The sequence below is a fragment of the Pirellulales bacterium genome (assembly GCA_036490175.1).
Classification (GTDB): domain Bacteria; phylum Planctomycetota; class Planctomycetia; order Pirellulales; family JACPPG01; genus JACPPG01.
This window is the reverse complement of sequence record DASXEJ010000077.1, coordinates 1-24,932: the sequence shown is the minus strand read 5'-3', so window position 1 is coordinate 24,932 and position 24,932 is coordinate 1. Positions and strand designations below refer to the sequence as shown.

The 24,932-nt window shown below is 61.4% G+C and carries 19 protein-coding genes; 5 read left to right on the top strand and 14 right to left on the bottom strand.

Annotated features, from left to right (window positions below; genetic code table 11):
* Positions 1-15: 15 nt before the first annotated feature.
* The 10 genes from VGG64_05450 to VGG64_05405 form a co-directional block, all read right to left on the bottom strand.
* Complete coding sequence (locus tag VGG64_05450) at positions 16-2,115, bottom strand: penicillin-binding transpeptidase domain-containing protein (GenBank protein HEY1599024.1); 2,100 nt, start codon at positions 2,113-2,115, stop codon at positions 16-18.
* A 140-nt stretch (positions 2,116-2,255) separates the two neighbouring features.
* Positions 2,256-2,759 (bottom strand): rod shape-determining protein MreD, encoded by a 504-nt coding sequence (mreD, locus tag VGG64_05445; protein ID HEY1599023.1) that lies wholly within the window; start codon positions 2,757-2,759, stop codon positions 2,256-2,258.
* 27 nt (positions 2,760-2,786) lie between these two features.
* Positions 2,787-3,776, bottom strand: a complete 990-nt coding sequence (locus VGG64_05440; protein ID HEY1599022.1) for a rod shape-determining protein MreC — start codon at positions 3,774-3,776, stop codon at positions 2,787-2,789.
* Positions 3,769-4,818, bottom strand: a complete 1,050-nt coding sequence (locus tag VGG64_05435; protein ID HEY1599021.1) for a rod shape-determining protein — start codon at positions 4,816-4,818, stop codon at positions 3,769-3,771. The genes VGG64_05440 and VGG64_05435 overlap by 8 nt, the downstream gene beginning before the upstream one ends.
* A 131-nt stretch (positions 4,819-4,949) precedes the next feature.
* Positions 4,950-5,222 carry a hypothetical protein gene (locus tag VGG64_05430; GenBank protein ID HEY1599020.1) on the bottom strand — a complete coding sequence of 91 codons (273 nt, stop codon included), beginning with the start codon at positions 5,220-5,222 and terminating at the stop codon, positions 4,950-4,952.
* Complete coding sequence (locus VGG64_05425) at positions 5,200-6,060, bottom strand: hypothetical protein (protein HEY1599019.1); 861 nt, start codon at positions 6,058-6,060, stop codon at positions 5,200-5,202. Before VGG64_05425 ends, VGG64_05430 begins: the two co-directional genes overlap by 23 nt.
* Positions 6,061-6,311: 251 nt before the next feature.
* Entirely contained in the window at positions 6,312-8,054 is a 1,743-nt protein-coding gene (gene lnt, locus VGG64_05420) for an apolipoprotein N-acyltransferase (GenBank protein HEY1599018.1), read from the bottom strand.
* Between the two features lie 239 nt (positions 8,055-8,293).
* Positions 8,294-9,574: a gephyrin-like molybdotransferase Glp gene (gene glp / locus VGG64_05415; protein HEY1599017.1), complete on the bottom strand. Its 1,281-nt coding sequence runs from the start codon at positions 9,572-9,574 to the stop codon at positions 8,294-8,296.
* A gap of 74 nt (positions 9,575-9,648) precedes the next feature.
* Positions 9,649-10,248: an aminodeoxychorismate/anthranilate synthase component II gene (locus VGG64_05410; protein HEY1599016.1), complete on the bottom strand. Its 600-nt coding sequence runs from the start codon at positions 10,246-10,248 to the stop codon at positions 9,649-9,651.
* 155 nt (positions 10,249-10,403) lie between these two features.
* On the bottom strand, positions 10,404-11,141 hold the full coding sequence (locus VGG64_05405; GenBank protein HEY1599015.1) for an SDR family oxidoreductase: 738 nt from the start codon (positions 11,139-11,141) through the stop codon (positions 10,404-10,406).
* A 248-nt stretch (positions 11,142-11,389) separates the two neighbouring features.
* Here VGG64_05405 and pruA point away from each other — a divergent pair, with 248 nt between their 5' ends.
* Complete coding sequence (gene pruA / locus VGG64_05400) at positions 11,390-14,422, top strand: L-glutamate gamma-semialdehyde dehydrogenase (protein ID HEY1599014.1); 3,033 nt, start codon at positions 11,390-11,392, stop codon at positions 14,420-14,422.
* Positions 14,423-14,429: 7 nt separating this feature from the next.
* On the opposite strand, the gene VGG64_05395 is transcribed toward pruA, so the two are convergent.
* Both VGG64_05395 and VGG64_05390 read right to left on the bottom strand, forming a co-directional pair.
* Positions 14,430-14,879 carry a MaoC family dehydratase gene (locus tag VGG64_05395; protein HEY1599013.1) on the bottom strand — a complete coding sequence of 150 codons (450 nt, stop codon included), beginning with the start codon at positions 14,877-14,879 and terminating at the stop codon, positions 14,430-14,432.
* 22 nt (positions 14,880-14,901) lie between these two features.
* Positions 14,902-15,876, bottom strand: a complete 975-nt coding sequence (locus tag VGG64_05390; GenBank protein ID HEY1599012.1) for a zinc-binding dehydrogenase — start codon at positions 15,874-15,876, stop codon at positions 14,902-14,904.
* Positions 15,877-16,142: 266 nt separating this feature from the next.
* Here VGG64_05390 and VGG64_05385 point away from each other — a divergent pair, with 266 nt between their 5' ends.
* The 3 genes from VGG64_05385 to VGG64_05375 all read left to right on the top strand — a co-directional run bounded on the left by VGG64_05385 (position 16,143) and on the right by VGG64_05375 (position 20,480).
* Complete coding sequence (locus tag VGG64_05385) at positions 16,143-17,324, top strand: DegT/DnrJ/EryC1/StrS family aminotransferase (protein HEY1599011.1); 1,182 nt, start codon at positions 16,143-16,145, stop codon at positions 17,322-17,324.
* A gap of 290 nt (positions 17,325-17,614) precedes the next feature.
* Positions 17,615-18,418: an enoyl-CoA hydratase-related protein gene (locus tag VGG64_05380; protein ID HEY1599010.1), complete on the top strand. Its 804-nt coding sequence runs from the start codon at positions 17,615-17,617 to the stop codon at positions 18,416-18,418.
* Positions 18,419-18,551: 133 nt separating this feature from the next.
* Complete coding sequence (locus tag VGG64_05375; GenBank protein HEY1599009.1) at positions 18,552-20,480, top strand: tetratricopeptide repeat protein; 1,929 nt, start codon at positions 18,552-18,554, stop codon at positions 20,478-20,480.
* A gap of 80 nt (positions 20,481-20,560) precedes the next feature.
* Here VGG64_05375 and VGG64_05370 read toward each other — a convergent pair whose 3' ends face one another.
* Together VGG64_05370 and VGG64_05365 are read right to left on the bottom strand one after the other, a co-directional pair.
* Positions 20,561-21,871: a sterol desaturase family protein gene (locus tag VGG64_05370; protein ID HEY1599008.1), complete on the bottom strand. Its 1,311-nt coding sequence runs from the start codon at positions 21,869-21,871 to the stop codon at positions 20,561-20,563.
* A gap of 132 nt (positions 21,872-22,003) precedes the next feature.
* Positions 22,004-22,303: a SemiSWEET family transporter gene (locus VGG64_05365; protein ID HEY1599007.1), complete on the bottom strand. Its 300-nt coding sequence runs from the start codon at positions 22,301-22,303 to the stop codon at positions 22,004-22,006.
* Positions 22,304-23,362: 1,059 nt separating this feature from the next.
* On the opposite strand from VGG64_05365, the gene VGG64_05360 reads away from it, so the two are divergent.
* A partial coding sequence (locus VGG64_05360) for a hypothetical protein (GenBank protein HEY1599006.1) occupies positions 23,363-24,932 on the top strand: 1,570 nt, incomplete at its 3' end.

Below are 24,932 nucleotides of genomic sequence, written 5' to 3'. Positions count from 1 at the left end.
GCTGGCCAACGGCTATTAGCGCTCTCGGCCTGCGACTTCAAGCTTGCCCGTATCCGACAACAAATCCAAGGCCTGCATCGCCTGTACCAGTTCTTTGGCGACGGCCGCCGCTTGATCGGACGAGCCGTGATGTTCCAGCGCCACGGCAAACGCCACGCGCGGTACATGGGCCGGCGCATAGCCGGCAAACCAGGCATGATCGGGCGAACGATCTCCGGTTTCCGCGGTGCCCGTCTTGCCGGCCACGGCGACGCCGCTGTCGGCGAGCGCCGCATAGGCAGTTCCCTGCGGATCATCGACGACGCGTGTCAGCGCGCCACGCAGCAGCGCCAGTTGGCTGGGTCCGAGACCTGCGATCAGCCGGCTCCGCACTTCGGCCTGCGCCGTTGCGGCCGTGATGTCCCCTCGCCTTTCGATCGTTTCCGCGTCGAAATTTGAAAGAATGTGCGGCCTCACGAGCAAACCGCCATTGGCGATAGCCGCCATCAGGCGTGCCACCTGGAGCGGCGTAGCCGTGAGCGTGCTCTGGCCAATGCTAAGTGCCTGCGTGTCCGCTAAGGACCAGGTGTGTTCCGACATACCAGTGTGGGCCGGATCGGGGACAAAGCCTGGTGACTCGCCTGGCAAATCGACTCCGGTTGGCAGGCCCAGCCCCAGTCGTGTTGCCCAATCGTGTAATGCTGCCGGCCCTACTCGTTCGGCATGGTGAAAGAAGTACACATTGCAACTCTGGGCGAGTGCAGCGGAAAGATTCGTCGGACCGTGCCCCAGCCCATATCGGCGAAAGATCTGGCAGCGTTGCCGATCTGGCTGCACGAGAAAGCCCTGGCAATCGAACGTAGCTTCAGGATCAAACTCGTTGTCAGCCAACAGGGCCAACGCCGTAACGACCTTGAATACGGATCCGGGTGGAATGGCCATCTTGATCACCCGATCGAAGAGCGGGTGCGCCGGATCGTGCAACAGGCGTTCCACCGCGTCGTTGCCTTGGCCCGCGAAGAGGTTTGGGTTGAAGCGAGGTGCCGTCGCCGCGGCCAGTATCGCGCCGGATGTAACATCCAGGACAACAATCGCGCCGCCGGCAGATAGTACGGCGTCTTTTTCTCCCACTTTCTTGGACAAAGCGCGGTCCAGGTGTTCTTCCGCGATATGTTGCAATCGCGCATCCAGCGTCAGCACCACGTCGAGCCCGCTGGCTGGCTCCGTCTGGCGATAGGTGCTGAGCAAGCGTCCGCTGTGATCGGTCAGATCTACCAGGCGACCGTTGCGGCCGCGCAGCAGCGACTCGAACTCGCCTTCGGTTGCCAACCGACCGACAAGTTTGCCTGGAACGTCGGCTTCGTCACCTGCGCGCGCATCGTCCGGCTGACCAAGGTGGCCCAGAATGTTTGCGGCGGATGAACCTGCTGGATATTGTCGACGAGATTGCTCGACGATTCGAACTCCCGGGTAATCCAGCGGGCGTGACTCGATTTCGGCAACGACCTCTAGCGGTATATCCGCCACGAGCACGTGATAGTCCAACTCCTCGGCGACAATAACGTTCGCCGGATCGCGCGGCTCGTCCGAGGCAAACAGCCACAGTGGCAATTGCGCAAGCAGGGTCTGCCAGATTTGCTGTTCGTTCGTGTCGGCGACGGAATTCGGCGGCGCGGCGGCGCGGCGGTTGCGATTCACGGCCTTGGCAATGCCGCGCACACGCATTTGGATATGCTGACTCTGGGCGGCAACCTCATCGCTGGGGCGGCCGCAGAGCCGCGCCAAGCGATCGATCAACCCGGCACGATAGTCGGTGACCCAAGTCAATTCGGCGGCCAGCCGGGTTGCGCGGTGTGGTTCATCGCGCGGTATCCGCGCCCGCGCCTGGCTTCGCAACCAACGGGCGCTGGCTGGATCTTCCAGGTATCGGTAGTGAACCGCCAGCGAAGCTATGCGCTGGTCGAAGGCCAGCACCTGGCGATCATGCGAGAGAATCCTCCCGCGCACGCCAGGCAATGGGCGCGTCTTTTCTAGCGGCTTGGCTGCCAAGGCGCGAAACTCGCGACCTTCGGAAAACTCGAGCCCCACAATGCGCAAGAAGACCAACGCTAAACAGATTGCGAAGCCGATCGCCATCCGACGCATCCGCCGGACAGAGTCGGCAATCGTCGCCGGCGCCGACGAAGGGGCCTGCGTAAGGAGACGGGGCACATTATTCGGGGAAGGTTTGTGCATGGATTCTTTGGCACGGACAGGCCGCCGTACGCTTCGCGTTGTCACAGCGTCGACGCGGCGCGACGGACTTCGCGCGTCCAGTCGACCATCATCCAGATCGGCAAGCTGACCGCTGCCGAGTAGACCGCGGTTGTCGCCGCCCCCCACAAAACAACCGAAAGCGGAGGGACGGCCTCTCCGAATAACCGATTTCCCATGGCGACGATTAGCATCATCCCGGCCACCAGCGGCGCGCACACCATCGATTGTTGCACTATTCCCAGGCAACGTATGGCGGCCCGCGCTTGAATCACAGCGAACGCCAGCAGCGCAAAAGCAACCACGCCGACTCCCACATGGCTGCCAGAATTTAGATCAAACACGAGGCCGATCGACGCCCCTTCGATAATCCGCAGTTGAGACGAGCCGGCTGATGCCGCCCATAGAATTCCCAAAAGCGCCAGCACGTTGGGCACTGCGTGATAGACTGCGAGCGTCGGCACAAACGCCGTCTCGGCGATGGCTGCCACGTACGTCAACAATAGGATTCCCAACAGGCTGATCATCGTTGCTTGCTCGCCGACTGGCTTACCTTATTCGTCATTTCGACCAGGCACGAATTCGGACTGGGTCGCTACCAGGCGATCCGGATTCACTCCGGCACGTAGCACCACCAAGTGGCTAGGCTCGTCGCCGCCCGCGGCAAGATCGACCCAAATGTCCCAATGCGGTGCGCCCCCACGATGCTCGGCCCGAGCCACAACGCCATATAAAAGGGGCTGCTGCGCCAGCCCTTCGTGCCCTGCGGTAAAGACAAGATTACCGGGCTCGATCGTCTCGCTCGCGCTCACCAGTCGAACACGGCCATGATGCTCTCCGCTCCCTTCCAGGATTCCCCTCGGCCCGAATTGCAGCGTGCCGTCGATCTTGCGCGCCAATTGGACGACATCGCGGTAGCCTGCCTGGTCAGCACGCCGTATCCCGGAAGTGTACGGTCCGACGTCGCATATCTTGCCGAAGACGCGCCGACCTTCGAGGGTGATGTCTCCGGCGGTTAGTCCGTTGTCCTGACCCAAATCGAGACCAATAGTGCTATCGACGAGCGCCAATGACTCGCGCTCCGCACCAGCGCGCGCGCCGACCGCCACGATATGCGTAGCGGACAATACGGCACAGGCGCGGCGCCCCAACACCCGGCCGCGAATCGCACTTGCCAGCAGCAGCGGCGGTGCCTCGGAGGCTGCGAGCGAGCAATCGCGTTGACTCGACCTGCTGCTGGCTACGGCCAAGGCTGTTTCCAACTCGCGATTTCGAGCGCGCAAGCGGCGCACCTCGTCGGCGAGTTGCGTAACGTCGTCGGCCGTGGCCGACGATTCCTGCACGCGCGCGACGACCTGCGTTCCTAGGTCGCGCACGTGCGCCGCCGCCGTTCGGCCCGGATCGACGCAGGCCGCATAAAGCGTGGCCAGCGGCTCGATGGCGCGGCGCGGCAGCAGGGCCAAAATCAATCCTGCCACGAGCGTAACGGCCAGCGTCACGCGTGGAGTGCCAGCCAGTTTTCGCCAGGCGTGCTCTTTATACATCGTCGTCGCTCGATTCGAGCATCTGTTGCCATTGGGGCAGGTGCTCGAGCAGGGTGAGCATGCCGCTGGCGACAGTCGTTAGCGGCTCCGGAGCCACGCGCGCCGGCAGGCCTATCCTCTGCTGGACCAACACATCGAACTGCCGCAGCAAGGCCGCACCGCCGGACAGTACAACGCCATGCTCAACCAGGTCAGATGCCAGGTCGGGACTGCAGCCGTCGAGCGTGGCTTTTAGCGCGTCAATGATGTCAGCCAATGGCCCGGCCAGCGCTTCCCGCATCTCGACACTCGACAGTTCCTCTCGACGCGGCAGGCCGGTCGTCGCGTCGACGCCGCGCACCTCGGTGAGCAGTTCGTCTGCGAGCGGCGCTGCGCTACCGATTTCGATCCGCAATTGTTCAGCGGTTGCCACGCCAATCCGCAAGTTGTGATGGCGGCGCAAGTGATCGAGGATCGCTTGATCCATGCGATCGCCCCCCACGCGCACCGAGGTGCTGGCCACGACGTCTCCCAGGCTGAGCACGGCCACTTCGGTTGTGCCACCACCCACGTCGCAAATCATGCTGGCCACGGGCTCTGTGATCGGAAGGCCCACGCCAACCGCTGCGCAAATTGCCTCGCTGACTAGAAATACTTGCCGGGCGCCCGCTCGATGCGCGCTGTTGTACACGGCGCGTTTTTCGACCGGCGTTATCGAGCCGGGCACGGCCACCAACACGCGTGGTCCACGTGACCACGCGCCGCGCTGCGCCTTGTTGAGAAAGTAGCGCAGCATCGCTTCGCACAACTCGAAATCCGTGATGACGCCAGCCGAGAGAGGACGAACTACTGTAATGCTGCCAGGCGTTCGCCCCAGCATCTGCTTGGCCAGATGGCCGACCGCGCGTCCCCCCGCGACGACGCGAGTCGTTCCCTCTTCGACGGCCACGACCGAGGGTTCGTCGACGATCAGGCCCTCGCCCGCCACGCCGATCAGCGTGTTGGCTGTACCCAGGTCGATGGCCAGGTCGGAACCCAGCAGTCCGAAGAGTCGCTCAAGCATCCTTGCTCGCGATCGCAATGAATCCGTTCGGGACTATTTCAAAGACGCACGCACTCCCTTGCGTTGCGGTGCGCTATGGGCACCATTTTTTGCCACGACAGAGTGTCTGTGCGGCAACGGCGACGTTTACGCTATACGCGGGCTTCGCTCCAGGCTAACGATTCTTCCATCGGCAAACCCCGAGTTGGGCTTGGCATGAGATGGGTCGGCGTTGGGGGCATCATGGAAAATTTGGCGCTACTGGCTTTCCAATCCCAGTTGTAACGGCCCAATTCCAGCACCAGACAGAGAATGGCAATCAGGATCGCCGCCAACGAAAGGCCAAGCAATACCGTGTAGATATCAGGACGAGGCTTCGGGACGGCAATCCCGGTCCCTTTGTCAGTTGAGCCGAGTTGCGACATGGTCGTCCTTCTCGATGGGGCCCTTACGGAATTCGCGTAGTACCTTGGCTACCGATTTATCGGGCGAAGTCTGAAAGACTTCGATCCGGCCCAAATACCGCGACCCGCGAAATACTTCCAGCGTGTGGCCTCGCTCCAGCCCGTCGTCGGAACCCAACGAGATCTCGACCAGGCCATCCTTGTTGCTGGCCAGAACCAAGCCGTCGAGCGTGGGCTTCACTCCCTCAGGCTGCACGTTGAGGTTTACTTTCAAGCGTCGGGCCACGGCTTCGTATTTGGTGATTTGTTCGGTTAAGGTCAAGGTCTGTCCCTGCAGACGTTTCAACTCTCCTTGTGCCTGGTTGAAATCATCTGTGAGCTTGACGAAATTCTTGAATTGCTCGTCGCGTTCGGTCTGCGCCGTGCGCACCGAGTCGCGAAGTGCATCGAGCTCCTTGCGCATGTTCGCCAGGTGATCCTGGGTGCTCTGCATGGCGGCTACTGCCTCGCGCGATTGCTGCACCAGCTTGGCGTTGTCGTTGACCAGGGCTTCATGCTCGGTGCGTAGTTCCTTGGCCTCGGTTTCGAGTTGCGCCAGGCGAGCCTGACGTGCCGCTAGTTCGGTCTTGGCACGTTCCTCGGCCAGTCCCTTTTCCTTGGAGAGCTTGTCGCGTTCCGCACGCGCCTCGTCCCGCTGAATGCGCAAGCCCACCGGCTGGTTGGCCGTGGCCTTGTCCTTGGGCAAGTTGACGACCTTCTCCCAATTCTGGTGCGTGGAGTAGACCGCCACCGCAAAGCCCATAAACAGGAAGCTCATCAACAGAATGAGCACAACGAAGATTTTCCCGACGAGGTTCATCTAACGGGCCTCAAAGCGCTGCTTCGACGGAAGATCAATCAGAAGTTGGCAATCGCCGGCGTGCGACCGATGAATTCCATCATGGTCTGGGCCGAGTGGAATGTCGAGTTAATCACCGAACATTCACGTACGAAAAGAGATAGGGCCGATCGCGACTAGACCCCTACTATAACTTCGCACGCGCGCACGAGTCAATCACGATCGACCCAAAACCGAGGATTTAGGGGCTTTGGGCAGGCATCGGCGAGGAGTCATGCCGGCGAGTGATCCGCCGCATTGCTGGAAGTACCGCGGGCATCGATTCGCCGACTACGTCGGCGCCACAGGCCCGTCCCTGCTAGCGCGACGCCACAGGCAAGGCACAAGCCAGCGCCCCAGTCGCCAAAACGCACGTAAGGGCTTTTCCGGCTGTCGAGTTGCACGTCGTGAACCAGGATTTCCGTGGCACGGCGAGGACCTTGTTGCAGGACGCGTCCGTCGCCGTCGACCACGGCCGAGAAGCCCGTATTGGCGGCAATCAACAGGGGCTTGCGGCATTCGACGGCGCGGAATATCCCGCACATCAGGTGCAAGTCCAACTCGCTCGAACCCCAAAACCAGCCATCGTTGGTCAGATTGACCAAGACATCCGGTTCGCTGCCAGCATCCGATAGCGCGGCAACCTGTCCGCGGATACAATGAGGCAGCAGCGTTTCGAAGCAGATGCTCGGGGCGACCCGCACTCCGCCCACGGAGAGCGCCTGCGGCGACTCGCCCGAATTCAGTCCGTGGTCCAGCGGCGTCAAACCATACAGCCACGGCAAGTAGGTCGCCCCCGGGACGTACTCGCCAAACATGACCGGTCGCATTTTGTCGTACCGACCGCGCACTTTTCCGTCGGCATCGACAAGCACGGCTGAGTTGTAGAAGCGCACATTGCCGGGTCCGAAGACGACCGTGTCCATGCCTAGTAGCAGCGGGACCTTGAACCGCTCCCCCATGTACGACAGGGCCATCTTTAAATCCGCGGCCCGGCGATCCAAGTCGTCCTTGGTCCAATCTTCTCCCGCCGGGGGATACATGTCGGGCGTATAGATCCGCAGTGGCTCGCGAAACATCGTCTCGGGCCAGACGACCAGATCGAGCCCCGGGTTTTCCTGCACAGCGCGATCCGTGAGCAACAGGTATTGCTTGTGGACTTGCTGCGCTTGCTCGGGATCGGCCTTCATTTCCGTATCGATTGATCCCTGGATCAGGGCCACCTTGAACCCGGGGCGCAAGTGCTCGCCCGAAGTGCGAAAGTGACCATATCCCAATACCGCGGCCATTGTGGCGGCCGCTGGCACGAGCGGCCAGAATGCGCGGCGTGCCCCAGCGAGCGGTAGCATTCGCGCCAGGCAGGCAGCGATCAACATGATCACAAAGCTCACGCCGTATCCGCCGCACAAATCGCTGATCTGAATCAACTCGATCCAGCGATATTGACTGTGGCCGGGCGTGGCGATGTTGATGCCTGTTAGCGCGTGCGACTGGGCGAGCTCTAGTCCGCTCCAAACGACGGGGGCCGCAACAATGACGGACAACCGCAGCTCGTGCACTGCCACACGGCACAGCGCGATGAATAGCGGAAGATAAAATGCCAGATAACTCGACAGCGCCAGCCAGCCCAAGCTGGTCGCCGGATGAGGCAACCGCAGCCAATGCAGAGCGCCCAACCAGAAAGCGAATCCAGAGAACCAAAGTGCCGCGTAGGGGCGACGCCCTGGTAGCAGTTCGCGGCGCACCAGTAACAACCACGGTACCGGGGCTACCCACGCCAATGGCCACCAACCGACCGGCGGCAAAGCCAACCAAGACAGCAGGCTACCCGTTAACCCATACAGAAGCGTGACGCGGCTGCGCGTGACAGAATCGATGTGTACCGCGGTGCGCCCTTTCATTCTGGCGCGCTGGGCGGGATTGTTGCCGCTGGTATCCGGGCGCGGTGCATTGGGTCGCGGCTTCACGCTGGACATGTCCGGGCCACTTAATACTCGGAAGTTACGAAGCAGCAAAACCCTAGCAGCCGTCCCGTGTGCGTACACGCCAAGGATCAATCGGCGTCGTCGCCGGAACGTCGGGGTCGGTTGCAGACCAGCCAGGGCAAGTTCGTGCGCCCCCTTCCAGACTACGGCAGTTCGCCAAACTTGCCCAGGTCAGCTCGTCGTCGGCGGTCCCCGTCCGGGAGCCATGTGTCGATGAATTGCCCGGCGAGCTAAGCGCCTTCGAGCAATAAGATGTCCACCAACTCGCCTGCCGCGTACTGGCGTTCGCCAGGGGCGAATTCGATCAGGACCGTGGCGGCTGCCAAGCCACGCAGGTCGGCCGACCCCTGCCAATCGACTAGCCTGACGCCCGGCTGAGCATCGCGCGACGTGCAGAGCACGCCGGGGAGATAGGTCTGGCGATCCCCACGCTGAGCATGCTCGGCTTCGAGGCGTGCGCGGACTCGTCGCAGGCCGGCACCCTCGCGTCCGGCCAATTGTTCGATCGCCGGTCGCATGAAGAGCTCGCTGCAGACGAAACTGCTCACGGGATTACCAGGCAGACCAAAAATCAATGTCCGCCGGTCTCCGCGTGGGGCGATCCCGAACCACAATGGCTTGCCAGGTTTGAGCCGCACCTTGTGAAAGATTTGCTGCGCACCCAACTCGGCGAGCACACGCGGTACCAGGTCTAGTACGCCGGCCGAAACGCCGCCCGACAGCACCAGCATGTCATGCGCGAGCCCCGCGGAAATTTTTTCTCGTAGATCCGCCTCGTCATCGCGTGCGACAGGAAGAACGATTGGGTCGCCTCCGGCTTGCGAGACCAAGGCGGCCAAGAGGGGTCCGTTTGAATTGCGAATTTGTCCGGCGGACGGTATTTCATTCGGTTCAACCAATTCGTTGCCTGTGGCCAAGATGGCGACCGTGGGGCGCGGAACGACCGTAACGACTGCCCGGCCCACTTCGGCCAGCAATCCTATTTCGCTCGGACGCAGGCGCACACCACGGCGCAATACCATGTCGCCTGTGCGCATGGCGGTGCCGCGCCGCAAAATGTTGCGACCAACCCCTATTCCGGCATCGCAAATAACGACTTGGCCGAGAGGACTTTCGTCATGATGTTTTATTTCATGGCGTGGAAGTTCATCGCGTTTGATATCGGTCCGCACGACCTCGGTACGTTCGATCATCACCACGGCGTTCGCACCCGCCGGGAGGGGCGCCCCGGTCATGATCCGCGTGGCAGTGCCGGGCACGACGCGCGCCGTCGGCACGGCGCCGGCGACGACTTCCTCAAGGATCGTCAAGTGTGCTTTGCCGCCACGCAAATCGTCGGCAATGACGGCATACCCGTCGACGATTGACTTATCGTAGGGGGGGGAGTCGATGTCGCTGGCGACGTCATCGGCTAGCACTAGTCCCAGTGCCGCGGCGAGTGGGACTTGCCGTGCCGGGTTGGCTTTCGCCCGATCACGCACGTGAGCCAGAGCTTCGGCAACAGTGATCATGCGAGTGATGTTTTGAGTAGGCGCCGCGGCGCGGTTGCCAGTGCGTATTGCGTTTCAGCAGATCGGTCAGGTGCCTATCGCCTGCTGATCTGCGGAATCGCCAGGAACGCACGCAGCATCTCGTTGCCCTGGGGCGTAAGAAAGCTTTCCGGGTGAAATTGCAATCCATGCAGCGGCCACTCGCGATGGCGGATGGCCATGATCTCGCGCTCGCCGTCAGGGCCGTCGCACCAGGCGCAAACTTCGAAGTCGTCCGACAGGGTTCCGGGACGAATCACCAGGCTGTGATAGCGCGTGGCCTGTAGCGGATTCTCCAGCCCGGCGAACAGGCCGAGATTGTCGTGATACACCATGTCCGTTTTGCCGTGCATCAGGCGGCGAGCCCGTACGATCTCGGCACCGAAGGCCTGGCCGATCGACTGGTGACCCAGGCAGACGCCCAGGATGGGAATCTCGCTGGCGAAACGCTCGATGGCCGCGATCGAAATGCCCGCCTCGGTGGGCGTGCAGGGACCCGGCGAGATGATCAGGTGCGTGGGCGCGCGGGCGGCGATCTCGTCGACGGTGATCTGATCATTGCGCTGCACTTCGAGGTCCAGCGACGCATCGATCTCACCCAACCTTTGCACCAGGTTGTATGTGAACGAGTCGTAGTTATCTATCAGCAGGATCATGCCCGGCAATTCTTGGAAACGATTTCGTGCGAACCGTGGTCGCGCGTCTGGCACGGCTTGACGCATGTCGAAGCCTATTACGTCTTGCGCCGTCTCTGTAGTCTACCACAGAGCAGACAGGCGGGCAGGCACGCGGGGTTCGCGCGTTGAGCGCGTTAGGCAAAATCCTGCGAGCTGGGCTTGATTACCAGATCGGTCACGTGCGCCCGCGGCGGCAGGCAGGTCACCATCAAGACCGCGGCAGCCACGTCAGCAGGCTGCAAAATGCGCGCGCGGTGCTCAGCACTTACTGGCACGGGCCGATTTTCGAGAATCGGCGTCTCGACTTCGCCGGGATAGATGTTGGTCACGCGAATGCCGTGTTCGGCCTCTTCGCGGCCCACGGTCGTGCCGAGGCCGGTCATGGCGAACTTCGAGGCCGTGTAGCCCACGCCCCCCAGGATCGATGAGCGAATCCCCGCGATCGAAGAAATATTCACGATCAATCCTGTCCGCCGCTCGCGCATCTGGGGGAGCGCGCAATGCAGGCAATAAAATGTCCCGCTAGCGTTGATCTGCATCATCTTGTCCCAGTCGGCGGGCGAGAGCTCGGCCATCGTACGGCGCCGTACGTTCACCCCCGCGCTGTTGACCAGAATGTCGAGGGGGCCGAGGGCTTGCTTAGACCACTCGAAGAGCTTTTCGACACTGGCGAGATCGCCGATATCGACCGTTTGAAAAATCATTCGCGGCTCGCCTTTGAACTCTCGGGTTGCGGCTTCGAGAGGTTCCCGCCGGCGGCCGGCGATCGCGACCCGGCACCCTTCCTCTGCCAGCGCCAAGGCGACACCCAGTCCGATGCCTGTGCCACCTCCGGTTACTAGCGCCGTCTTGCCCGCAAGTCGATTGGCCATTGTTTTCATTTCCATCGATCGTGATATCGCGTAACAGCCGAAGTTATGAAGTTCTTCCAGACCCAAAGCAAGGGGGTGACCCGAGTCGCTGCCGCGGCGCCGGCAACACCATGCGCTGCCCAAAAGCCGGTGATCTCTCGGCGATAACCGATCTCGTTTGCCGCGCAGGCCCCACTTGGCATAGGATTCCACAGGCATTCTTGCCGAGGACAGGGCCACGGCCGCTAGCGCCGCGTGGAGCGACGACTTTGATTGCACAATGGACCGACAAAGACCTGGACGCGATCGAATCGTCGACCCAGCAGATTGGCCGGCACATATTTGCGCATCTGGCCGACAGCCAGCCGAATATTCTGCAGCGTCGCTGGTGGGACGATCGGATCATGGCCTGGGCCATGCGCGACGAGTCAGTGAAAGTGCAGATGTTTCGGCTGCTGGATGTGCTCCCCATGCTCGGCAGCAGCGAATCGTTGACGCGCCACGTGCACGAGTACTTCGACGACGTGGCGAAGTTTTTGCCCGCCGCCGCGCGATTGGGGCTGTCGTTGGCCACGGCCCGTTCGCTGGCCGGCCGCACGCTGGCCGTCGCCGTACGCCGCAACGCGCTGGCCCATGCGCGGCGGTTTATCGCCGGGACGAACGCCGCTGAAGTCCTGGCGGCCGCGCTGCACGAGCGGGAACTGAAGCGCGCGTTTACGCTCGACATTCTGGGTGAGGCCGTGGCCAGCGAGGCCGAGGCCGACAGCTACTTGCAGGCTTATCTGGATCTGATCCGCGACGTTGCCCCCACGGTCAATGGCTGGCCCGAGGTCTCGCAGATTGATCGTGACGGCGGTGGCAAACTGCCGCGTGTGAATGTCTCGGTCAAACTCTCGGCCCTCGACAGCCAGTTCGATCCGATCGACCCGGTCGGAACCACCGAACGCGTCGGCAGGCGTTTGCGATTGCTCTTGCGCGCTGCGCGCGAGGCGCGGGCGTTTGTCAATGTCGACATGGAATCGTACAAGGTCAAAGATCTGACGCTGGCCATCTTTCAGCAGATTCTGGCCGAGGACGAATTCCGCGGCACACCCCATGTGGGCATCGTCATCCAGGCGTACTTGAAGGATGCCGAGGCCGATCTCCGCGGACTGGCCGATTGGTCCCGGCGCCGTGGCACGCCGGCCTGGGTCCGTCTGGTCAAGGGGGCGTATTGGGACTACGAGACGGTGCTGGCTCGCTCTCAGGGTTGGCCGGTGCCGGTATTCGAACGCAAATGGGAAACGGACGCCAACTACGAGACACTGACCCGTTTCCTGCTGACCCATCACACGTATCTGCACCCGGCGTTGGGGAGTCACAACATTCGCTCGCTGGCGCACGGCCTTGCCGTGGCGCAGCACCTGGGCGTGCCGAAGACCAACTTCGAGCTGCAAATGCTGTACGGCATGGGTGACCCCGAGAAGCAAGTGCTGGTCGACATGGGCTATCGCATGCGAATCTATATGCCCTACGGCGAATTGATCCCCGGCATGGCCTATCTCGTGCGACGCCTGCTGGAAAACACTTCCAACGATTCTTTCTTGAGAGCGAGCTTTGCCGAGCACATCTCGCCGGAGACTTTGCTGATGAATCCGATCGATCAGGGCGGGCGCCCCTCACCGGCGCCGGTCGCCGCGCCGCGCCGTGAATCTCAGACAACAATGGCGTCCGAGCCGTTTTGTAACGAACCGCTGGCCGACTTCGCGAAGGAAGAAAATCGCCGTGCCATGCTCGCCGCGCTGGCTAAAGTGCGCAGCGAATTCGGCCAGTACTATCCACTGTGGATTGGCAATCAGCCGACAGAAACGAACGGGCAGCTGACGTCGATCAATCCGTCAGACAAAGATCAAGTCGTCGGAATCGTGGCCGCCGGCACCAAGGAAGACGCAGCCCGCGCCGTCGCTGCGGCGCGGAGCGCGCTGCCGGCCTGGAGCGCCCGGCCCGTCGAGGAGCGGGCCGAATTTCTGCATCGTGCGGCGGACCTGATGCGCAAGCGCCGCTGGGAATTGTCGGCCTGGGAAGTCTACGAATGCGGCAAGGAGTGGCGCGAGGCCGATGGCGATGTCTGCGAGGCCATCGACTTCTGCGAGTTCTACGCCCGCGAAGCGGTCCGCATGCAATCCGAGCGTGGTGTCGACGTGCCCGGCGAGGAGAATCGTTTTCTTTATCTGCCGCGCGGCGTGGCCGTGATCATTGCGCCCTGGAATTTTCCGCTGGCCATTCTCACCGGCATGTCGGCCGCGGCCTTGGCGACTGGCAATACCGTGGTGATGAAGCCGGCCGAGCAGTCGTCGGTTGTGGCGGCCAAGCTGTTGGATATTTTTCAGGAGGTGGAGCTGCCGCCGGGCGTCTTGAATTACTTGCCGGGTGCGGGTGAGACCGTCGGCGCGGCACTGGTCGAGCATCCTGATACCGCCGTGATTGCTTTCACCGGGTCGCGCAGCGTAGGACTGGCTATCAACGCCCGCGCCGCCGAAACCTCGGGCCGCGGGGCTAATCCGCTTGTCAAACGCGTCATCGCCGAGATGGGCGGCAAGAATGCCATCATCATCGATGATGACGCCGATCTCGACGAAGCGGTGTTGGGTGTAGTGAAGAGCGCGTTCGGCTACCAAGGGCAAAAATGCTCAGCCTGCTCGCGCGTGATCGTGCTGGCCACGGTTTACGACCAATTCCTTACACGGCTGGCCGAAGCCACGCGCAGCCTGAAGGTTGGACCGGCTGACGATCCATCCACCTCGGTAGGACCGGTCATCGACAACGAAGCTTTCGAGCGGATTCGCAAATATGTTGCTATCGGACGCCAAGAGGGACGAGCGCTCTTGTGCGTGGAAGCGGGCCCACTCGCGCAACGGGGTTTCTATATCGGGCCGCACATTTTTGCCGACATCGGTCCCGAGTCTCGCCTGGCACAGGAAGAAATCTTTGGCCCGGTGTTGGCCGTGCTGCGCGCCGGCGATCTGGACGAGGCCATAAGAATCGCCAATGGAACGGATTACGCGCTGACCGGCGGCATTTTTTCGCGCAGCCCGGCGCACCTTGATCGTGCCCAGCGCGAGATGCTGGTCGGAAACTTGTACCTCAATAGGCCCATTACCGGCGCCCTGGTCGCGCGGCAGCCGTTCGGTGGGTTCAAAATGTCGGGCATTGGCAGCCAGGCCGGCGGCGTCGACTATTTGTTGCAGTTCGTCGTGCCGCGCACCGTGACCGAAAACACGATGCGTCGTGGTTTCGCGCCGCCGATCGGCACCGAGAGCTAGGAAGCCATCATCCCGCAGCCGGAGCAGGTGCATCGTCGCGTTCGGCCGGATAGCCCGCGAAGCTGCCGCGCAAGACTTCTACGCCGTCGGCATTCGTCCAGCGCGAGCGGGCATTGACTTTTTGCCGCGTGCCTTCGATGGCCACGATCTCGACTTCGAGGGTGATCGTGTCTCCCACATAAACCGGGGCGAGAAATTCCAGGTGCATCTCGGTGGCCAGAAAGCCCCATAATCCGCCCAAGTGCGTGGCCATGCTGGCCGCCAACAATCCTGGCAGAATGCGGCGGCCAAAGCGTGTCTGGGCGGCGAAACGATCATCAGTGTGATAGGGATTTACATCCCAGGTCGAGCCGATGAACAGCGACATGTCACCTTCGGTAAACGTGCGTGTGAACGTCACGCGCCCGCCGACTTCGAAGCTCGCTGGGATTTTGGAACTGATGCGTGGGCGCGACATACGATGATCTCCGAAGCGTGCGCTAGCGAGCGCGCGGGAAGTCGACCAGCACTTTTTGCGCACCATCGACGCGATCGCGGAAGGTCTCGAACGCCGTTTGGATCTTGGCCAGCGGAAAACGATGCGTCAGCAATGCCGAAAGATCGATGCGCCCCTCGCAGATCCAGCGCATCGCTAAAGGAAAGTCCCTGCTGAAGTCCGGATCGACGCTCGTATGAACCGTGATATTCTTATAGAAGAGGTCCTTCCAACGCAGGGCGTCGATCCGCTCGGGGGGAACGCCGAACGATAGAATCCGGCCGAATTTCGTGCACAGGTCGATGCACACGTTGAGCGCCTGGTCGTCGTGCCCGACGGCTTCGACCACGACATCGGCCAGGTTTCCACCGGTGATTCTTCGCACCGCCTCGACAGGGTCTTCGCGGCTGCTGTCGATCGTGGCTGTGGCCCCCATTCGTTCGCTCGTCGCCAGGCGCGAGGCGAGCTTGTCGACGCCGATAATCTCGCGCGCTCCCAGGTTGCGCAGGCTGGCGTTGAACAGTTGGCCAATCGGCCCCTGGCCCACGATGACGACGTCTTTGTCCAGCACCGTAGGGAGCTTCTTGAGTGCATAGATGACCGTGCCCAGCGGTTGGGCCAAGAGGGCCTGCTCTGGCGGGCGGCGGTGATCGAGCGGAATGGCCCGCTCCTCGCTGAGTGTGTAACGCTCGTAGAGTCCGCGCTGACGGATGGGCACGGCCAGCACGCGATCTCCTGCCTTGAACCGCTGACCATTGGTGGCCACGACCGTGCCGACCATCTCATGCAATGAGTAGCCGACCGGCTGCGGATATTCAGCATGCGACGAATCGAAATAGGGGAGGTCCGATCCGCACAGGCAAGTCAGGTGGGGCTCAAACAGGATCTGCCCTGGTTCCGTGCCGGGGTCGGCCAGGCTCGGTTCCGGGATGTCGACCAGCGTGATTTTGCCTCGCGCTTGAATGTGTCCGGCTAGCAAGAGAAGGCTCCCCGCAAAAGATTCGGTCCTAAGAGCCGGCGTCGCAGCTTCAATACCAGCGCGCCGTGTCGCATCAGCATACGCGCGCCGCGTAAGAGGGCAAGGCGGTCATTACGATCGTTCAACACCGCGGCGAAGTCTCGACAAGGGATCGTTGACACCAACTGACGTGCCGAGCATGCTGGCCCCAGACGGCAAATCATGCTCTGGTCAGGGAACTCGCACATAAAAGCAAGCGGCACCGTCCGCTGGTCGGTCAATACGCCATGTCTTCGATCTACAGCCAACTCGGTGTCCCCACGGTTATCAACGCGGCGGGCACGCTCACGCGCCTCAGCGGCAGTTTGATGGATCCGGAAGTGACGCGGGCCATGGCCGAGGCGGCGCGATCCTTCGTGCGGATGGATCAACTGCACGCGGTGGCAGGCGCCAAGATCGCGGAGTGGACTGGCGCCGAGGCCGGGCTGGTCACGGCCGGGGCCGCGGCTTCGCTGACATTGGCCGCCGCGGCTTGCCTGGCCGGCACCGATTTCGGCCGGATCGACCGGCTGCCCGACACCGCGGGCATGCCCAACGAGATCATTATTCCCCGATCGCACCGCAACGGCTACGACCATGCGCTGCGTGCCGCGGGGGCACGGCTAGTGGAAGTCGGGCTGGCCGAGCGCACGCGGGATCCACAGCCCTGGGAGATCGAAGCCGCGATCAGCGAGGGCACCGTGGCCGTTGCCTTCTCGGTCGGCTTTTCACCGCTGGCGCTTAGCGAAGTTATCGATGTGGCCCATCGCCACCGGCTGCCGGTGATCGTCGACGCCTCGGCCGCGCTACCTCCTCGGGGAAACCTGAAATCGTTCATCGCCGCCGGTGCCGACCTGGTAGGGTTTAGCGGCGGCAAGGGGATTCGCGGTCCGCAAGCCTCGGGCATCCTTTGCGGCCGTAGGGGCCTGATCGCCTCGGCCGCGCTACAGATGTGGGATCTCGATTTTCTGCCAGAGTTGTGGAATCCGCCGGACTCACTGATCGATCCTGCTCTGTTGCAGTCGGGCGTCCCGAACCACGGCATCGGCCGCGCGATGAAGGTTGGCAAGGAAGAAATCGTAGGACTGCTAGTAGCGCTTGAACGTTTCGTAACGAGCGACGAGATAGCCGATCGGGCAAGATTGGCAAAGACAGCGGCACAAATCGTGGCTGCTCTCGCCACGCTTCCTACGGCGCAGGCGACACTGGTCGAACGTGCCGACCTGTGGCCGATCGTCCGTATCGAGTTGCCTGGTACTGCCAGACGCTCGGCGATCGAGGTCGCTCGCGTGCTCGAGGCTGGCTCGCCGCCTATCTATGTGGCTAGTGGCGACGCCCGGACCGGCCGGCTGGCGATCGATCCCTTCTGTTTGCAGCCGGGCGAGGCCGAAGTTGTCGTGGCCCGCCTGCAGACCGTGCTGGCAGGTTGAGTGGCTGTCACATCCGATGGCCTTGCAGGACATCTTCTGTTTTTCAAAAGTCTTCATTTCCGGGTGCCACGGCTGGCTTGCCAAGCCGTGTAAAGCGGCAAAGGATCGTTGACGTTTAGACTCCGCTGCAGCCCGTGGATACCCGGCCAGCAACGGTGCATACGTTGACACCATGAAAGCCTCTGTGACCGATGCGTCTGCGCGTTGACCTCGAGGTTTGTCTGGGCGAAAATGCCCGACGCACGATCCACGTTATTTCGGCACCCATCACGCGCACGAGGTTCACGATCATGTCTACAACTGCGACCGCCGCCCCCAGTGTGCTCTCGGAAACCAAGGGTTCCGTGAAATGGATCTGGTTCAACCGCCCACAGGTCAAGAACGCGCTCACGCCCGAGGTAGCCGACCAGATGCGGGCTGAAGTGGAGAGCAGCGTCGCCGAAGGGGCTCGCGTTGTGGTGATTTCGGGCAAAGGGGGCGCCTTTTGTTCCGGTGCCGATCTGAAGGCCGTGGCACCGCGATTGGGTGAAAGCGTTAACGTCAAAGACATCCTGACAAATCATTATCATCCGCTGGTCGTGGCAATGACGCGTCTGCCGCTGCCGGTGATTGCGGCCGTCGACGGAGCATCGGCCGGCATTGGCTGCGATATCGCGCTGGCCGCAGATCTGCGCCTGGTGAGCGAACGGGCTTTCTTTGCCGAGATTTTCGTCAACATCAATCTCATGCCGGACGGCGGCGGATCGTTCACGCTGTCACGGCTGGTCGGAACGGGTCGAGCCCTAGAGATGGTGATGACCGGATGCCGTGTGCCGGCCGAGGACGCCGAAAAGTGGGGTCTGGCAAATCATCTCTACCCAACGGAAGGGTTCGAGGACTCGGTGCAGAAGTTCGCCGAGCTACTGGCCGCCAAGGCCCCGCTTTCGATCGCGCAATCGAAAGCAGCCATCCGCAACAACGAGGGGGCGGCCACGTTCGAGCAAGCGCTGCGTCACGAGGCCGCAACCCAGCAATCGCTGTGCGAGACGCACGACTTTGGCGAAGGGGTGATGGCATTTCTGCAGAAGCGGGCGCCGAACTATCTGGGAAAATAGCCACGCACGCGCCATGCCGACTGCCGTCGAAGAAGTGCTGGGCCGCATGAAGACCTGCTGATCGATCGCCGGCTGATTTAGGGAGCGATGCTCCTACCGGGAATTCCTGCCGCCCCCTGTCTGCAACGTGAACATGTCGGCCAAAACCCGCACGAAGGCGAAGTCGAACGCGGCGCGCTCGGTGCCGCGCAAAGACGCCGACAGTCCCTCGTATTGGCTACCCTGGGCCTGGGCAGGCGTGTTGCTGCTGTTCGCCTTGATCGCGTACTCGCATGCGATCGGCTGCGGTTTCATTTGGGATGACGATTACTACGTCGAAGCCAACGAGACGCTGCACTCGATTGACGGACTGCGGCGCATCTGGTTCGAGCCGGGCGCGGTACCGCAATACTATCCGCTGGTCCATACGACGTTCTGGGTCGAATATCACCTGTGGGGTTTACACCCTGCGGGCTATCATCTGGTGAATGTGTTGCTGCACGCCACGGGCGCCGTGCTGTTGTGGCGGCTTCTCGCGCGGCTTGGTTTGCCGGGCGCTTGGTTGGCGGCAGCCATCTTTGCTGTCCACCCGGTCGAAGTCGAAAGTGTCGCCTGGATCACCGAGCGCAAGAATGTTCTCTCGGCCGTGTTTGCACTGGCCGCGATTCTGGCCTATTTGCAGTTCTCTCCCCCCGAGACGGTGAACGACGGCGCAACACAGCCCCTAACGGCGCCTCGCTGGCGGGCGTACTTCCTGGCATTTGTACTGTTCGTGGCGGCGCTATTGAGCAAGACGGTTGCGGTTTCTGTGCCGGCTGTGCTGTTGGTGATCCTGTGGTGGAAGCGAGGGAAGATTTCCTGGCGCGATCTAACGCTATTGGGGCCGTTTTTCGTCATCGGAATCGCGCTAGCCCTGGTCACTGTGACGATGGAAAAGAATACCGTGGGCGCGGTCGGTGCGGCCTGGGACTTGAGCTTTGTCGGCAGATGCCTGATCGCGGGGCATGCGCTGTGGTTTTACGCGGGCAAACTCTTATGGCCGGTGGGGCTGAACTTCTTCTACCCACGCTGGGACATCAACACACATGACCTGTGGCAATACGTCTATCCGGCGGCAGCGTTGGCTGTGTTGTTGGGCTTGTGGCTGGCGCGAGGACGAGTCGGGCGCGGCCCGCTGGCGGCGGTGCTGATTTTTGCGGGCGTGCTGGTGCCGGCGTTGGGTTTCTTCAATGTCTATCCGTTCCGCTACTCATTCGTGGCCGATCATTTTCAATATCACGCCAGCATGGCGCTGATCGCGCTTATGGCGGCGATTGCCACTATCGGCTGGCGGCGGCTGGGGGACTCGTCTCGATGGCTCGGCGCACTCACGGCCGCGGCAGTTTTGATCGTGTCGGGCGTGCTCACCTGGCAGCGCACGTTTGTCTACGACGATCAACTGACGCTGTTCACCGACGTCGTCGCACGCGATCCCAAAAGCTGGATCGGGCACAACAATCTCGGCACACTCTATTTGCAAAAAGACGTACCGCAGGGAATCGCTCACCTCAGCATTGCCCTGCAACTTCAGCCGACCTATACCGAGACGCACATCGCGTTCGCCGCGGCATTGGCCGAAATCGGAGAGTGCCAGCGCGCGATTGAATTGCTCGAACAGGCGCTGGCAGTGCCCGACGTTCCGCAATCGCGGCGTGCTCTCGCCTGCAACAGCCTGGCCTGGATCTTGGCGACTTGTCGAGACGAGCGGCATCGCGATCCGCAACGGGCCGTGGCGATGGCGGAAGAGGCCGTGCACTTGGCCCCCGACGTTGGCGCTTTGCAAGGGACGCTCGGCGCCGCGCTGTACCGAGCCGGTGATCTGGCAAAGGCGACCGAGGCCCTCGAGAAATCCGTAAAGGCGAACGGGGGCTACAGCGCCGATCGATTCTTTCTGGCCATGATCAACGAAAAACTGGGGAACCACGAAGAGGCATTGCGGTTTTATCGCGAGGGCGTCATGTGGCGCCAGCAGCATGAACCACAAAGCGCCGAAGCATTGCGCATCGAGGCCGAAGCGGCCAAGGCTATACGGCCAACTCCCTGAGGCGCTGCCAAACCGTTCTATCTGGGGGCGTAGCGACGTCGCAGGCGTGGTCAGCGCTTCGCAACGGCAGCCGAATCGTATTACGTCGAGGATTGCGCGGGGATTGCATTCACCGTGGCGAACTGTCGGCGAGTGCCCACAAGCCACATGACCGAGATGCAAGTCAAGCTGATCGACGCCGTCAGTGCCGCGAATCTCCAAGCATCCAATCTCCACGTCTCATTATCAGTCAATTGTGCCGCGACCAGGGGCAATGCGATCAGGCGCGCGATCTCGGCGACAAAAGCCCAGCCACGGCGCTCCATGATCCCGCCGAAATTCGCCAGAGACCACAATATGAACGCCGCTGCCGGAGCGATTGATACGAGCGGCGCGTGATCATCGCCGAGCAATAAAACGACCACACCCACCACCAGCACGACCAGGAAATGGACAAGGACATATGCTGTAAGTGGCCATGGCACGTAGGGATCATATTTCTTGACGTCCGCCCGGGTGACCTCCTGGGCCCGCGGCCGTTCGGGCAGGCCAGGCGGGGTCCAGCCCAGCGGCATGAACCAGATGCGAATCTTGTCCTGCCAGCGCGGCGCATGCCAGGCGTCGTGTGCGAGATCGGCCCAAGAGTGCAGATTGGCCCACAAGGGATTCCAACTCTGTAGCGGCTTGGTGATGCCATAGACGGGTTGCTCTTCTTCCAGCTGGAAGGTGCCGAACAAGCGATCCCAGATAATGAACATGCCAGCGTAGTTCTTGTCGAGATATTTTGGATTGCGGGCATGGTGTACACGATGGTGAGACGGCGTATTCATGACCCATTCCAATGGGCCCAGCCGGTCGATGGCTTCGGTGTGGATCCAGAACTGGTAGAGCAGGTTGATCCCCTTCATGGCGACGAACCAGACGGGCGGAAACCCGATCACGGCCAGCGGAAGGTAGAACACCCAGGCAAAGCAGCTCTCGAGCGCACTTTGGCGCAGCGCGACCGAAAGGTTGTATTCCTCGCTCTGATGATGCACGACGTGCGTCGCCCAAGGAGAGGCATACTCGTGCGCGATGCGATGAAACCAGTAGAAGCAGAAATCGACTCCGAACAACAAGCCGATCGCCGCCACCCATTTGGCAGCCGGCGAGGCATCGGCGATCTCTAGCATCCGGAAATGCTCGAACAGGTACAAGTAGCTGGCCAACAGCAGCACGTTCAGAAACAACCCCAGGATCTGATCCACGATGCCGCAGCTCAGATCGTTGATCGAGTCGTTGAGGCGGTAGAGACGTTTGCGCTCGACCAGGCCCGCCACTAGTTCCAGACCGATCAGCAGAAAGAAAAACGGCACTGCCAGAGTGACGTAATTGGTGCCGGAACCGAGAACGTTGTCGACGAGCGTGTCCATTGCCGCAAAACCACTAGCGCTTACGTGAACAATCCCCTGATGTGCGATTTTCGGACGGCCAGGGGTTGGCGTCAACTACAAGAACGCCAATGAGGACGATTGCTCGTCGACAGCCGCTTGCAGTGCCCCGGATCACTGGCGGGGGCGGTAAAACAGGGCTTGCAAGAGGAGTACTACCGCACAAATCGCTCCGGGGCAATTCGATCCGAACACATACGTGTCCCCCTTTACATAGCCGTACCACACCCAACTGTTGAAAGTGGCGGCAATGGACACGCCAAACAGCAACGACGGCCGTACCGTATGGCGATTCTTGAAATTGTTCCAAATCTGGGCCGGCATCCCGCAAATTGAATAGAGCACCGTCACGATCAACGCCCACCACCCCACGACGGACGGATCAAAAAGAAATGCAGCAAGATCGTGAAACATCGATCGGCCTTTCTGCCGGGAATCGCGCTACCGAAGCGAACGCAGTTGTCCCTAGCTGGTCGTCTTGACAATGTAGCCGTTGCGTTTGCATTCGACAGGTGCCCGTCGCAATCCGCTCTCAGTCCAATTGATTGTTGCGAGGAGCCGCACGAGCGACATGACGCTGCCACCCAAGGAACGGAGTCCATTGAGTATGAGATTTTGGCCGGAAATGATGACGGCGGCAGCGACGAAGAAGTCGCTGTGTACGGATCGACAAAATGGTGTCCGCAGCATGGCAATTTACGAGCCATTGCCAGGCGGTAGAGGTGGTTTTCAGGATAAATCGCTTATCCACCTTAGCGATTTGTAACGCAATGGCGGTAGATTACCTGTGGGTATCGCCTTAGCATCCATGGAAGCGACGGCGAAGACCGCCGCTGAAACATACACCGTTTCACCTGCGGGCATGGCAGCCCGTGGCGCTCGCCCGTGGCTGCATCGTTTGGGTCGAGATGTCGTTATGTCGTGGTCATTTGGCATCCTCGTCTACATTATGCGCGCTCGCGCGGTGGCCAGTCACACGCGGGCGGGATGGATGAGTGAGGCAGCTTGCCATGAATGATATGAAAGCCACAAGCGCCGCTCGCGACACGAATTGCTCGGGTCAACGCTTCGAACCGAATCTGTATCGTTGTTTCCACGCCAACGAGCCACCGTGGCGCGAGAAAGAGAACGGTGTAATCACCGGCTGGACGGGACGATATCTCACGCGATCATCCCCTCACGATGACGGTCGGTTCGGGATCATATCCACTGCGAAAATCTTCGACACTTCCGTACCAACGGATTCGTGTTTGTCGTCGAGGCTGTGGAGCATGACGGAAATACCGTTGAGGCGCTGTGGGTTCATACCTGTCCATCCTCCAGCAAGGCGCTTCGCCAAAGGCGTGATGTTGGACGCGGCGCGGTTATTCGGCGCGTTTCGGCTTCGCGTCCCAGGGCGACGTGGTGACGCGAACATGAAAGGTGATGTCTGCGCTAAAGCAGTTGTGATAAAAGTTCGGGGAGTATCTCACTATGTTATGGTGCAAGCGAGTATGCCAAAGTGCATGCGTGGTAAGTAGCCTACTGGCGGCTATGCCAGGTCCGATTGTCGTAGCGGCTCCGGTCGCTAATGACGCGAGGCTTGACGTATTTGCAAAAGACGACGCTGCGTACTTCGTATTGCGCCTTGCGCCGGCTATCACGCGACCCCCGCGCGTCGCGACAGACGTTGTCATACTGTTTGACACATCTGCCAGCCAGGCGGGCGAGTATCGCACCAAGGCGCTCGCCGTACTTGATACCGTACTGGCCGCGTTGCACCCGGATGATCGGATTCAATTGTTGGCTGTCGACCTGAATGCGATTCCGCTGACACAGGCATTCGTCTCACCCACTAGCAAACAAATGGCGAAGGCGGTCGCGGCATTGCGCGAGCGCGTGCCTCTGGGCGCGACGGATATGGTGGCTACTCTATCCGCGGCCGGTGAATCGTTCGCAGAGGTCAAGGAGGGAATGCGTCGCCGCGCGGCGCTATACATCGGCGATGGGATGAGCGGCGCCAGTATGCTGGCGGCCGAGGTCGTAAGACCTCGAATCGATCACCTTCGCGACCTTCAGGTGCCGTTCAACAGCTACGCGATAGGGCCGCGCCTGGATTCGGCCCTGCTGGCCTGCGTGGCCAGGCAGACCGGAGCGGTTTTAGCCGTAGATACCGACGACTTGAACGCATCTCAAGTTGGCAATTGGCTGGCTGCTGCCCTACCTGCTCCTGTGGTGTGGCCCACGTCGATCGAATTGCCGCAGCCCTTGCAGGCACTCTCCGGTGTCCGCGGATTACCGCTGCGTTTCGACCGGGATACGATTCTGATAGGCAGTGGCTCGTTGTCAGCGCCGGCCATTGTCAAGTTGAATGCAAAAAACGCCGATGGTCGTGCTATCGAATTGAGCTGGCAACTCGCGCCAACGGAATCGAACACAGACTATTCGTTTTTGGAATACTTGGTCGAAGCCGGCCAACGCGACGGTGGGGTGAACCTTCCGACATTGGGAAGTAAGGGGCTGGCTGAAGTTCGCCGCCGGTTGCTAAGCGACGCCAAGGGGCTAGATCGGCTCGCGCGAGTCGCCTTGGCATCTGGCGATTCTGCACATGCCTTACGGCTGGCCACTCAGGCATTAGAGATCAATGCAGCTGATTCCGAGGCCGGTACGTTATTGCGATTGGCTGAGAAAGCCGGAAAGCCTGGATCCGATGCGCCTGCTATCAAGTTTGGTCTTCTGCACGACGAGTTGTCGGATACTCCGTCCGCCGATGAACCCGACGGCGGCTTGCTAGACGCGGTCGATCGCGAGCGGCGCGTGTTGCAACAATCGGTGCAGACCGAGGTTCGCACTGCCGTCAACGACGCCCGCACCCAGATGGCCACCAATCCGGACGCGGTGATCGATGGATTGAAGGTCGAGCTGGAGCGCGTGCGCAAGACGCCCGAACTCGATACCGCGCTGCGTGGACAATTGGCCGGCCAATTGGAAACGGCCTTGCAAGACGCTTCGCGTCGCTCCTCGGAGAAGTTCGAGCGCGAGATTCATCAGCAAGAGGTGCAAG